Annotated in this window: 10 protein-coding genes and 1 riboswitch; of the genes, 6 read left to right on the top strand and 4 right to left on the bottom strand. The window is 51.9% G+C overall.

The window, feature by feature from the left end:
* Positions 1–40 precede the first annotated feature (40 nt).
* Both AC1931_RS04790 and AC1931_RS04785 read right to left on the bottom strand, forming a co-directional pair.
* On the bottom strand, positions 41–1,765 hold the full coding sequence (locus AC1931_RS04790; protein ID WP_483876082.1) for an acyl-CoA carboxylase subunit beta: 1,725 nt from the start codon (positions 1,763–1,765) through the stop codon (positions 41–43).
* 357 nt (positions 1,766–2,122) lie between these two features.
* Positions 2,123–3,955, bottom strand: a complete 1,833-nt coding sequence (locus AC1931_RS04785) for a YgiQ family radical SAM protein (RefSeq protein ID WP_483876081.1) — start codon at positions 3,953–3,955, stop codon at positions 2,123–2,125.
* 293 nt (positions 3,956–4,248) lie between these two features.
* Here AC1931_RS04785 and AC1931_RS04780 point away from each other — a divergent pair, with 293 nt between their 5' ends.
* Positions 4,249–5,784, top strand: coding sequence for a cytochrome ubiquinol oxidase subunit I (locus AC1931_RS04780; protein WP_483876080.1), 1,536 nt, complete (start codon positions 4,249–4,251; stop codon positions 5,782–5,784).
* A 3-nt stretch (positions 5,785–5,787) separates the two neighbouring features.
* Complete coding sequence (locus AC1931_RS04775) at positions 5,788–6,918, top strand: cytochrome d ubiquinol oxidase subunit II (protein ID WP_483876079.1); 1,131 nt, start codon at positions 5,788–5,790, stop codon at positions 6,916–6,918.
* Positions 6,919–7,108: 190 nt separating this feature from the next.
* Here AC1931_RS04775 and AC1931_RS04770 read toward each other — a convergent pair whose 3' ends face one another.
* Together AC1931_RS04770 and AC1931_RS04765 are read right to left on the bottom strand one after the other, a co-directional pair.
* The gene (locus tag AC1931_RS04770) at positions 7,109–7,285 is read right to left on the bottom strand and encodes a hypothetical protein (protein WP_483876078.1); all 177 of its coding nucleotides are present in this window, start codon (positions 7,283–7,285) and stop codon (positions 7,109–7,111) included.
* Positions 7,286–7,476: 191 nt separating this feature from the next.
* On the bottom strand, positions 7,477–7,659 hold the full coding sequence (locus AC1931_RS04765; RefSeq protein WP_483876077.1) for an FmdB family zinc ribbon protein: 183 nt from the start codon (positions 7,657–7,659) through the stop codon (positions 7,477–7,479).
* A 205-nt stretch (positions 7,660–7,864) separates the two neighbouring features.
* Between AC1931_RS04765 and AC1931_RS04760 the strand changes: the two genes are divergently transcribed.
* From AC1931_RS04760 to AC1931_RS04745, 4 genes are all read left to right on the top strand, one after another.
* Positions 7,865–8,641 carry an enoyl-CoA hydratase/isomerase family protein gene (locus AC1931_RS04760; protein ID WP_483876076.1) on the top strand — a complete coding sequence of 259 codons (777 nt, stop codon included), beginning with the start codon at positions 7,865–7,867 and terminating at the stop codon, positions 8,639–8,641.
* Between the two features lie 80 nt (positions 8,642–8,721).
* Complete coding sequence (locus AC1931_RS04755) at positions 8,722–9,285, top strand: c-type cytochrome (RefSeq protein WP_483876075.1); 564 nt, start codon at positions 8,722–8,724, stop codon at positions 9,283–9,285.
* A gap of 10 nt (positions 9,286–9,295) precedes the next feature.
* Positions 9,296–10,564, top strand: coding sequence for an FAD-dependent oxidoreductase (locus AC1931_RS04750; RefSeq protein WP_483876074.1), 1,269 nt, complete (start codon positions 9,296–9,298; stop codon positions 10,562–10,564).
* An 89-nt stretch (positions 10,565–10,653) separates the two neighbouring features.
* Positions 10,654–10,728: riboswitch (cyclic di-GMP riboswitch) on the top strand.
* Positions 10,729–10,966: 238 nt separating this feature from the next.
* Complete coding sequence (locus tag AC1931_RS04745; RefSeq protein ID WP_483876073.1) at positions 10,967–12,676, top strand: diguanylate cyclase domain-containing protein; 1,710 nt, start codon at positions 10,967–10,969, stop codon at positions 12,674–12,676.
* The last annotated feature ends 208 nt before the right edge of the window (positions 12,677–12,884 follow it).

Raw genomic sequence — 12,884 nt, 5'->3', positions numbered from 1 at the left:
ATGAAAAATAGCACTCAACAGGGTCAAATGGCTGACAGGATCAATGGAACTCGCGCTGCACTCCCTGCCAGGCAGAGGGCTTGTAGTGGCGCAGGAAAAAGTTGAGATTTTCCCCTAGAACCTTACGCAGATCGGTCGGCATCACCAATGAGGAAATGGAGCCGAGAGCGAGTCCTTCTTTCGGGTTCATCAGTTCTTTCTCGTAGCGCTGATTCAGTGCTGCTTCCTCAAGCCTTAACCACTCAGCTGCTTCTTTTTCGGCATCCTTTTTAGCATCAGCACCGTCAAGGCCGGCTTTGATGCGCTCAGCAACGCCTTGGGCGATGCGTGTTTTGATTGATCCACGCAACTTGCGCAATTCATCTTTGTAGACAAACTCTTTCCCGGCAGGTCCCATAACCGCCAGACGGGTGGTCGGCAATGCCAGCACCAGGTCGGCGCCGGTCGGGTAGTTGTTGTAGGAGGCATAGGCGCCGCCAAAGGCATTGCGCAGGATCAGCAGAATCCGGGGGGTGCGGACATCGACAATGGAATCCAGCATGGAACGGCCGGCCTGGACAATGCCACGCGCTTCTTGCTCTCGTCCGGGAAGGAAACCGGTGGTGTCTTCCATGAAAATCAGCGGGATATTGTAGATGTTACAGAAACGCACAAAACGGGCAATTTTCAGTGCCGAGTCGCAGTCGATCTGACCGGATGAAACCGCTGAGTTATTTGCCACGAAACCGACAACATTACCGCCAAGACGCCCAAAGGCGGTGATGGCCTCCCGCGAACGGGTCGGTTGAATTTCAAAATAATCGCCATGGTCGCAGATCTGTTGGATGACGATGGAAACATCAAAAGGTGTATTGAAACCGGTGGGTGAATTGAAGGCTTTTTTCAGCAGGGTGTTGATTTCCCAGGTTTTGCGATCAAGGGGGTCGCTGGTCTCCTGGAAAGGGGCGAGGCTGTGGTTGTTGTCAGGAATGTAACTGAGCAAGCGAATGGCTGTACGCAGGGCAGCCATTTCATCGGAAACAGTCAGGTCGGTTACCCCGGAGGCGGCATGAACCTTCGGTCCACCCAGGTCCTCGGGGCTGATGTCTTCGCCAAGAACCGATTTAACAACTCCAGGCCCGGTCAGGCCGAAGAAGGTGTCTTCCGGTTGAATCAGAAAACTGCCCTGACGCGGCAGGTAGGAGCCCCCGCCGGCGTTAAATCCGAACATACACATAATGGTCGGAATCACGCCACTGATCTTGCGCAAGGCGGTAAAGGCTTCGGCATAGCCGTCAAGGCCACCGACCCCGGCGGGCACAAAAGCGCCGGCAGAGTCGTTCATGCCGATCAGCGGAATCCCTTTTTCGCCGGCCATGTACATCAGGCGCGCCAGCTTCTGGCCGTTGGTTGCGTCGATGGACCCGGCCCGGACGGTGAAGTCGTGTCCGTAAATAGCCACGTCACGGCCATTAATGTTGAGAATACCGGTGACCAGTGAGGCGCCATCGAGATTCTTTCCCCAGTTCTGGAAAAGAATATTGGGTTCGTGGCTGGTTAAAAAATTAATCCGCTCCCATACCGTCATGCGTTTTTTGAAGTGTTGTTTTTCAATCTGCGCGACGCTGACTGATTTGATCGGGCGTTCAATCAATTCATAGCCTTCACGCATGACTTCTTCATACGCGCCTGCTTTGCCGGCAATTTCACCCGGAATATTAAAGTCGACCTGTTGTTTTTCAGCCAGAGGGTTTTGCAATGAGGGTTTGATTTTGTTGTTTGACATCGTTGGCATCCCTTTACAAAAGTTTTAAGTCGATTGTCTGATGTCGGCGGCGTTCAAAGACATCAAAAAACTAAAGCACTAAAAAGCTGATCAGGCGGTTCATGGGGAATAGGGTTTTATGACCTGTCCTCAGGTGCGTGCCGGAACACGTCAACATGAGTTGCAAATAAAACATAAAACGCTGTTTTTTACAGCGCTAACAAACAAAAAATAGGGCAAATTGTCAAGGATAATTTTACTTAGGGTAAAAAATTACAGAATTTGTTTATCCCGATTTGAATACTCTAGTAATGTCGTTTGGCCGCAGCGAGACCAGGTTTTATAAATGCCGGGAAGCGCCAGGGTCATTAGCGTGGGTTATTTCCGGTTTTTTTCAAACTTGTTTTTTGTTCTGCAATGTTTGTCAGAGCCGAGCAGCAACGGCAGCAGGTCTGCGCGTTGACACCGTCGCAACGCCTCTTCAATATCACGACGGGATTCCGGTCGGTGGTAAAGGAGCAGTGCTTTCTGTAATCTTTTTTCTTTTGCTGTGCGCGCGACCGCTATTCGAGTGCTGCTAAAGGGATCGCTCCCGGTGTAATAAATACAGGTCGACAGGGTGCCCGGGGTCGGGGTGAAGTCCTGTACCTGTTCAACCTTGAGTTGATGATGTTTGAGGTACAGGGCCACCTCAATCATGTCATTCAGGGTACAGCCGGGATGACCGCTGATCAGATAGGGAACGATACCGGGAACCCGCCCTTTTTTACGACAGCGTCGCCGATAATCATCAAGAAAATCGGTAAATACTCCCGCACCCGGTTTCTGCATGACCCGGCTGACCGAATCACTGAAAGTCTCCGGTGCGACCTTGAGCAGGCCACTGATGTGATGATCCAGCAGGGCATCATAATAATCAGGCTGCAACGGCAGCAGATCGTAGCGGATGCCGGAAGCAACAAATACGTGCCTGACCATGTGATGGTCGCGAACCTGTTGCAGTAATTGGCGGTTAGCGCGGTTGTCGCTCTGAAGGTGCCGGCAGCGCTCAGGATAAAGGCAACTGCTGCGGCGGCAGACACGTTCCTGGGCGGGGTTACCGCAAGCCAGCCCATACATGTTAGCTGTCGGCCCGCCGATATCGCTGATGGTGCCGTTAAAATCAGGCTGAGCGGTAATCGCATCAACCTCCTTGATAATCGAGGTTGTCGAGCGTGACTGGATCCGTTTTCCCTGGTGGGAGGCGATAGCGCAGAAGGAGCAGCCGCCGAAACAGCCACGATGGCTGGTGATGGAATGACGAATCTGCAAGTATGCGGGGATTGGTTCGTGATAAGAGGGATGAGGCTGGCGAGTAAAGGGGAGGGCATAAATCCGGTCCATCTCATTTTCGTTTAGCGGCAGGGCCGGGGGAAGGATAACCAGCCGGCGATTGCCATGGGGTTGGACCAGAGATCTGGCTGAAAACGGATTGGTCTGCTCAGCTGCCAGTCGAAAAGCGCGATTGTACAGCTGGGTGTCGGCGCTTACCTCCTCAAAACCCGGCAGCAGAGAGTGTTCCGGTAATGGCTGGTCTGCGCCGGACATATACGCCGTTCCTCTGATATCACGCAGCGCAGAAATATCCTCCCCTTGATCGAGTCGCTGGGCCAGCTCAAGGATAGCGGTTTCCGCCATCCCGTAAACCAGCAGATCGGCTTTGCTGTCGACCAATATTGAGCGTCTGACCCGGTCCGACCAGTAATCGTAATGGGCCAGCCGTCGTAAGCTCGCTTCAATGCCGCCGATGACTGTAGCAATTCCTTTAAAAGCTCCTTTAACTGCGGCAGTATAAACAATGGTGGCGCGATCAGGACGCAGTCCAGACCGCCCTCCGGGGGTATATGCATCATTATGGCGGATTTTTTTTGCCGCCGTATAATGGTTGACCATGGAATCCATGGCGCCGGCGGAGATGGCAGCAAAAAGGCGCGGCCGTCCCATTCGCTGAAGCTGTTCAGGTTGCGTGATGTCCGGCTGAGCAATAACACCGACCCGATAACCGGCAGCTTCGAGCACGCGGGCCAACAGGGAAACACCGAACGCCGGGTGATCAACATAGGCATCGCCACTGATAAACAACACATCAAGCTGCTTCCAGTCGCGCCTTGACATCTCCTCGCGGCAGGTTGGCAGTGGACCTGAATGATTTTTCTGTAGATTGATAGTCATCGCAAGATGCTGACCTTTATGCCGTGGTTCATTGTGTGGATATTGCTTCTGACTTGACCAAAACAGTCAAGAAATTCCGTTGGTTGCAGCTGTTGTAATTTTGCTGAATAGGACTATATTTTACTTGACTCAATTTTGATCGGACTGTAAATATTACCATATTTGTAATCATTGCTGCAGCTCAATCTTCTTCCAAGGTTTTTTTGTTGTCGGGTAAAGAGCGGCTGCGCCCATAGGAATAACACATCTGCGCTGGTGCTGGTGAGCGTAAACATTAACCGCGGGAGGTAATTGTGATTGAATCGATTGATGTGGGCACGGTGAACTGGGCCCGTGCCACCTTCACCCTGACAGCCATGTATCACTGGATATTTGTGCCGCTGACCCTGGGGTTGTCGTTTTTGTGCGCATTTTTTGAATCGATCTATGTGCGCACCCAGAATCCGGAGTGGAAACGTCTCACCAAGTTCTGGATGACCCTGTTTGCGATCAATTTTGTGATCGGGGTTGCTACCGGCATTATTATGGAGTTCGAGTTCGGAACCCACTGGGCCAATTACTCGTGGATGGTCGGCGACATTTTTGGCGCACCTCTGGCCATTGAAGGGATCGTAGCTTTCTTCCTGGAGGCTACTTTTGTTGCCGTGATGCTGTTCGGCTGGAATCGTGTTTCCCAGCGGATGCACCTGTTTTCAACCTGGATGGTGGCGATTGGTTCCAACCTGTCGGCCCTGTGGATCCTGGTGGCTAATGGCTGGATGCAGACTCCGGTGGGCATGGTGTTCAACCCGGACACCGCGCGCTTTGAAATGGAGAACCTGTGGGCGATCATTTCCTCACCGGTGGCAATCAGTCACTTTGCCCATGCCACCAGCTCCGGATTTCTGCTTGCTTCGCTGTTTGTTATCGGCATCTCCAGTTTCTATCTGCTGAAAAAACGCCATCTTCAGTTTGCCAAACGATCCATTGTCGTGGCCTGCGTTTTTGGACTGTTCAGTTCGTTGTTTGTTGCTTTTACCGGTGATGAGCACGCTTATCTTACCGCCCGTGAGCAGCCGCTGAAGCTCGCGGCAATGGAAGCCCTGTATGAAGGGATGACGCCGTCCGGGCTGGTAGCTGTTGGATTGATGCGTCCCGGGGTGGAGCCAGGTGCTAATGAGGACCCCTTTTATTTCAAGATCGAGATTCCAGGGATGCTTTCTTTCCTGGCGAACCGTCGCCTTGGTACTTTTGTCCCGGGGATCAATGATCTGGTTTATGGTAATGACGAGTATAATCTCCTCAGTGTGGAGGAGAAAATTGATCGCGGGAAAATCGCAGTTTCGAGACTGGCCGACTACAAACAGGCTAAAAGGAATGCTGATGAGATGTCTGCCGGTGCAGCCTTGGCAGAATTTGACCAGCACCGTGATTACCTTGGCTACGGTTATCTGGAATCTCCGGAGCAGGCGGTGCCGCCGGTGTGGATAACTTTCTACGCCTTCCGTATCATGGTTGGTCTGGGCACCTTTTTTATCCTGCTGTTCCTCGTCTACCTCTATCTGCTGGAAAAAAAGCAGTTGGAGAATCGTCCTTTGATTCTCAAGCTTGGTTTTGTTTCCATGTTCCTGGCTTATATAGCGACACAGGCTGGTTGGCTGGTAACCGAAGTTGGGCGGCAACCCTGGGCGATTCAGGGGCTGTTGCCGGTAAATATTGCTTCTTCGAACCTGGATACAATGACGGTCGCCATTTCGTTTTTTCTGTTTCTTGCCATCTTTACCGTGCTGCTGATTGCTGCTGTAAAGATTTTGACGAAGCAGATTTCCATCGGCCCGGAAGGAGAATAACTTATGTTCGGTAGCCTCGACTGGTCTACTTTGCAGCACCTCTGGTGGTTTATTGTTTCTCTGGTGGGTTCGCTGTTTGTCTTCTTAACCTTTGTCCAGGGTGGTCAGACCCTGATCCTGACGGTGCCACAAAGTGAGTCGGAAAAAACCCTGATGATCAACTCCATCGGTCGCAAGTGGGAGTTGACCTTCACCACTCTGGTATTGTTCGGTGGTGCCTTCTACGCCTCATTTCCATTATTCTATGCCACCAGTTTTGGCGGCGCTTTCTGGGTCTGGCTGGCGATTCTGTTTACCTTTATTGTCCAGGCGGTCAGCTACGAATATCGGCGCAAACCGAACAATTTTCTCGGCCAGAAAACCTACGAGGTGTTCATGGTGGTCAACGGTTCCATTGGTATTCTGCTGATTGGCGCTGCCATCGGAACATTTTTTACCGGATCCAACTTTATTCTGAATGATTACAACCTGTCACGTTGGACCCATCCGCTGCGCGGTCTTGAGGCTGCATTCAGTTTATTCAATTTGAGCTTCGGCATTTTTCTGGTGTTTCTGGCCCGGACCCTGGGGGCCCTTTATCTGGCCAACAACCTCCAGCAGGAGCAGCTGGTGCCGCGTTTAAAGGTCTCCTCTTTTAATAACCTGCTCTGTGCGCTACCGTTTCTGCTCTATGTGCTGATCCGTCTGGTGACCATGGAGGGTTTTGCCGTTGATCCGCAAAGCGGCGAGGTATTTATGCAGTCCGGCAAGTACTTAAATAACCTGCTTGAGTTTCCCGTCACCCTTGTCCTGTTGCTGGCCGGGCTGGTACTGGTCGTTGTTGGGGTCGGGCTAAATCGTTTTACCGCCTCGGTGCGCGGCATCTGGCCGGCGGGCCTGGGTACGGTAATGACCTGCTTGTCCGTGTTTTTTCTGGCGGGGTACAACAACACCGCATTTTATCCATCAAAATACGATCTTGGCAGCAGTCTGACAATCTTCAATGCCTCCAGCAGCCATTACACCTTGACGATGATGTCCTATGTTGCCCTGCTGGTGCCCTTTGTCCTGGCCTACATCGTCTGGGTATGGCGCCAGATGGACACTGAGAAGCTGACCGATGCCGAGATCGTTGCCGATAAAAAGAGCTATTAGAGGGAGATAGAGACAATGCTACTGATGCTTGCCTGGATTGCCTTGATTGTTGTGTCGTATTTTGGTGCGCTCAAATTGCTGAAACGCTGGAAGCTGCTTTAGCTTCATCATATGGAAAAAAGAGCTTCGCACCTATTATCGACAGCGGGTGCGAAGCTCTCACTAGCTTGTTTAATCTTGTTATATCGGATCAGCAGCTTGCGCCGCTGGCGGCACCGATGGAGAATCCTTGACCGTACTCGTTGTCGATATAGTTGACCTGCCGATCCTGGGTCAAGGGGAGGATCGATTCTTCGATCAAAAGATCAATGTCATTTATGGTGTGAACCTGCTGGTCTTCCTGTAGCTCATCCAGAGCCAACCCCAAACGGGGGCCGCCTCAGCCGAAGCCTTCAAAAATAATCCGCAGATGTTTTTCCGGGTGCTCCTGCATCAGTTCCTTGATTTTATCGCGTGCGACATTGGTTATTTTCAGCATACTTTCTCTCCGTTGGTGATCGTTATCGGTCTGGATTCGAGCCCGATTGCAAAGTGGTCACGCCACCTTCATGGTTAGCCTCAGGTAAAACCGGAGCCACTGCCGGAACCACAGGCACTTCCGGATGCACTGATCGCAGTGCGTGATACCCTGCGTATCGCCGGTTTGGAACAGGCCGGGCAGGGGATGTGGCTTTGAGCCATCGATTGAATTTTTTCTGTTACTTTTCCACATTGTTGACATTGGTATTCGAAGATCGGCATTGCTCCTCCTTGTTAAAACATAGAAATAAGTATATATATGGGTTTGTCAATTTTCAAGACTTTTTTTGAATATGTCCTCGAGTCTAGTCAAGAGAAATAGGACATCTGATAATTTTTTATTGTAAAACTCCAGATTCAACTCTGGACTGAAAACCATTTTGGGATATACTAACGCCGTTTTATTATTTCTCAAGAGGAGGTTGTAATGACAGAGGCACCGATTTTAAGTCGTGTTGAAGATCACATCGGCTACATTACCCTTAATCGTCCGCAAGCTTTAAACACCTTTACTCCGGAATTTTCTGATCTGCTTGATCAGAGCTTATGGGCGATGGAACGAGACGATGCTGTTCGGGTCATTGTTGTTGACGCAAAAGGGAAACATTTCAGCGTGGGGATTTCCCTTGAGGAGTTTCGCGGCAAGACGCCGCTTCAAGCGCGACGTTTTCTGCATCGTATCGATGCTTTTTACCACACCCTGAATCGTCTGAACAAGCCGACGATTGCTGCGGTGCAGGGGTATGCAGCGGCCAACGGCGCAGGACTTTCCTTCGCCTGTGATATGACGGTTGCGACCGAAAGCGCGGTGTTCGGTACTACTGCCATCAATGTCGGGCTGATCTGTCTGGGTCCGGCAGTGCCCTTGCTGCGCCTGGTCGGGCGTAAAAAGGCAATGGAAATGATTCTGACCGGGGAGACCATGAGCGCGACTGAAGCGCAACGGTTGGGGCTGGTCAACCGTGTAGTAGCCGATGATGCGCTCGCAGCAGAAACCCTGAAACTCGCGCAGACCCTGACCGCAAAGAGCCCGCTGGCCCTGCGGGCCGGCAAAGAAGGATTACGGCGGCTGCAGGATGTTCCTTATCATCAGGGCCTGGAAAATATGGATGATCTTTTTGCTGCGTTGACAACCTGTAGCGATGCTGAAGAGGGGATCAGCGCTTTTCTCGAAAAACGCCCTCCACAATGGCAAGGATGTTAGCGCGATCAATGATCAGATTCGGAATCAGCGCCAGATTCCGTAACTGCTAGTTTGATAACCTGAATACCCAGGGAGCTGTTATGTCCAAATGGTTTATTGCCGCTATAATCGTGTTTTTTTCAATGGGATCACTGGCTTTTGCCGACGATGGGGAACTGAGTCAGATTGCCGGGATCAGCCGCACCTGTGCTGGCTGTCATGGCACCGATGGCGCCTCTCCCGGGGCGATGATTCCTATCATTGGTGGCCAGCTGGAAGGCTATCTGGTCCTGACGATGGACGAGTTTGCCGCAGATCAGCGCCCGGGCAGTGCCATGCTCAAATTTGCCAAAGGATATTCCGCCGAGCAGCGGCGCGGCATCTCTGCCTATTTCGCCGACAAACCCTGGGTAAACAGCCCCTGGGCAGCACCTTCTTCTGTCCAGCATCCGGAACTGGTTCGTGCCTGCACTGGTTGTCACGGCAGCAGTGGTGAGGGGCGCAGTAGTACTCCCCGTCTGGCCGGACAGGCTCCGGAGTATCTTAACCATGCTCTGCTTGAATATCAGCGCGGTGAACGAACCGCTGCCACCATGCGTCTGATGCGCGCCTTTGATGATGTAGCTATCAAGCAGCTGGCCGATCATTTTTCCTCTTTAAAATAAGGAGCAGGGCATGAAACGCCGGGATTTTATTCGTTACACTGCGATTGGCCTGGGGGCCTTGTCCCTGGCTCCCACCACGTCGTTGGCCGCCACCGGCAACCGTTACCGGGTAGTCGTTGTTGGTGGTGGTTTCGGGGGAATGACTGCCGCCCGCTATCTCAAACGGTTGAATCCAGCCATTGAGGTGGTGCTGATTGAACGCAATGAAAAATTCATCTCCTGTCCGATCAGCAACTGGGTGATGGTTGGCAAGTGGCCAATGTCAGGTATCAGTTTTTCTTACGAAGGTCTTGCCCGCCAGGGAGTCAAGGTTGTTCAAGATGAAATCATAGGTCTTGATGCGGCTGCCGGTTACGTTCAGGGAAAATCCGGGCGTTATGCCTATGACCGGCTGGTTGTCGCTCCCGGGATCGGCTTTCGAGATGAGCTGATTGATGGCTACGATCAGCGTGCAAAGGATGCTTTCCCTCATGCCTGGCATGCCGGTCCGCAAACGCTCCAGTTGCAACAGCAACTGATGGCCCTGCCCGCTGGAGGTACGGTGATGATGACGGTTCCAGCCAGCCCCTATCGTTGCCCGCCTGGTCCCTATGAACGGGCCAGTCTGATTGCAGATTATCTGAAATTAAATAAGCCGGGGGCACGGTTGATCGTGGTTGATCCCCATCCGCAGATCGCTTCTAAAACCGCCTTGTTTCAGTCGGCCTGGGATGATTACTACCAGGATGTGATCGATTATCGTACCGAGCAGACAATAACGGGTGTAGACGTTGATAACAAGAGTATCATCACCCAGTCAGGTGACATCAGTGCCGACATGATCAACCTGATCCCCGGTCAGAAAGCAGCAGCCCTGGCCTTTGACCTCGGGCTTGTCCCCGAAGGTGAGTTGTGGGCACCGGTTACGGCCCGGACCCTTGAATCGTCGAGGGTTCCCGGGGTTTACGTGATCGGTGATGCTACCGATGCACGAACCAGTGGTCCGATGCCGAAGTCAGGTTATGTCGCCAACTCCATGGGTAAGGTAGTTGCGGCTGCGATTGTTGCTGAACTCGCCGGCAAGAAAGCCCCGATTCCGTGGTTTGCCAACACCTGCTACAGCATGGTCAGTATGTCTGAAGCGATCTATATCACCGGGGTTTATCAGTTTGATGAGGTGTTGGACACAACCATCACTATCAGTGCGGGTACAAAAGTTTCTAGCGGACGTTCAGCTCTGTATGGTCGCTATGCTGAGGACTGGGGACCTGCCATCTGGTCGGACATGTTGGGGATATGAGTCAACATGAATCGATTCACCGGTTGTTTTTGCCGAATTAAATTTGACAATAGGTGGATTTGAGTTACAGTTAAGAATCTCTAAACAGGCTTCCGATAGAGCAAACCCGGGGCGATCCGGGGACGCAAAGCCACGGGTCCCGCACGGACAGCCGGGTTGCCGAAGAGTCAGTTGGATGGCCCACTTTGGTATGAAGCTGGGCCTTTTTTGTACGTCAGAAGCTCTCGGTTGTCCTTTTCTCTGGTGATATAGGCAAAGCAGCACTTAAGGGCTTATGCTGGTTGATCACTGATGTACGAAAGACCAAAAACAAAAGCGCGAACACCAGGTGCTTTAAAAGTCATTTTTATCGTCCCAATGGGGCGTTTGTGTGATATTGGCAACGAGGGCAGGGGGCTGATCATGGGCACAGCTCGGGAGGACAGGTTCCAGCGCAGGATCAGGCTGCAAAAGTTGCGTTGCCGTGTGCTCGACTTCTGGTCGGGCGTTGGTTTGCGTCCACGACTGATTGGCGCTTTTTTGCTGGTTTCGCTGATACCCCTGGTTTTTCTGTTTTTCTCCCAGTATCAAATTGCGAAGCGCAATACCTTTGAACTGATCGAATCCAGTCTGGTCCAAATTGCCGAGGGTCAACAACGACGTCTCAACCTCGAACTGCACAGGCTTGTAGAACAGCTGAAACTGGTGAGCAGCCGCACCCAGCTGCGCATCAGTTTCAGGGATTACAACCAGACCGGGGAGCAAAGTCACCTTGAATTGATGAACCGGATTATCAACGATGCCCTGTTGTCAATGGAGAACTTCGTTGGTATCTGGATACGTAATCCTGATGATGATCTGGTGACGCAGGTTTACAATAAGGACTCATATAGCCTTTTTTCTTTGACTCCGCCGGTTTTGCAAACAGATAAAGAGCAATTGCAGTTGTATTGGGGAGAAGAAAAAGTTCCATCCATCTGGGTCAGTGGACCTCTTTATCTCGCAGATGAAAAGATCGGCAGTATTCATCTGCTGGTAACCATCACCGATATCTATGCCGTGCTCGAAGATTTTCGCTGTAAAGAGTCTGGTCGGGAAACTGTCCTGTTGCTGCCCGCTGCTGATCAACAAGTAAAAGTTCTGGCACCCGACTGTCCCGATGGTTTTGTCGATTATAGGAGTTTCTATCATCTGCTGGAGTCGAGCGATCTCTACAGCGCTGTGATTCTTGATCGGAGTGCTTCGACTCCGGTGCATCACCATGGGCAGATGACCATGGTGCGACAACTTGATTATGGTTTTGGTGATGTTTTTGTTCATGGCTCACCCACCTCCCAGGTCGATATCTTCTGGAGTCAGATGAACTATCTGATGTTGATGACCTTGTTTTCAATGGTGCTTGTTGTGTCAATGTCCCTGGTCTTGACCCGGATGATCGTGCGACCCGTTCGGGTACTGACCAAGGCGACTTCGGTGATGCATGCCGGTTCAACGGATGTGCGCATCAAGGAGCGCTTCTGGGGTGAGTTTGCAGAGCTGACACGCTCTTTCAATCGCGCTTTACGCATGCTTTCGCGTCGTACCCGGGAACTGAACCGGGAAGTAGAAGCACGCCGGCGTTCGCAAGAAAAACTGGTGGATCTGGCAAATACCGATACTCTGACCGGTTTGATTAACCGCCGATATTTTATGGAAAAATTTCGTGAGGTGCTCAGCTTGCCGTCCAGAGATCGCCAACCGGCTGCGCTTTTGTATATTGATCTTGACGATTTCAAACCCATCAACGACAGCATGGGACACGAAGCCGGAGATCTGGTGCTGCAGGTTGTCGCCGGAAGGATACGCCATTTGCTGCGGGAGGGAGATTTGGCCGCGCGGATGGGCGGAGATGAATTTGTTCTGTTGTTGATGAAAAACGGTGCGCATCCCCTCGATCCGGAGGTGATAGTAAAGCGGGCCGAAGAGCAGTTAACCATGCCGATGACGATCAAGGATCAGGTCATTAGCGTCGGTTGTAGCATCGGCGCCGTCAGACTTTCTCCCGGCGCCGATCCCCACGAGGTGCTCAACCGGGCAGATCAGGCAATGTACCGGGTCAAGCACTCACACCGGACAAACAAGTTAGAAAACTGATCCCCCTGTCGTTAAAAAGAAGCATTTTTGTCCACCCGGCCGCGAACTGAAAGTGGTGATATGTTCCAGTCGATGGCGGTTTGCCGCTAGTGACGAATAGGGGATGGAGATGCCGGTGAAACGGTTTCTCATGCCCTGCTTTGTAGGTGATGACCGCCGGGCGGAGCGGTGGGCGGAACAATGTTTATTGAGATCGGTTGAAATCACT

The sequence above is a fragment of the Pelovirga sp. C15f genome (assembly GCF_057178085.1).
The sequence above is the reverse complement of the archived record's forward strand: the minus strand, read 5'-3'. Positions and strand labels throughout refer to the sequence as shown.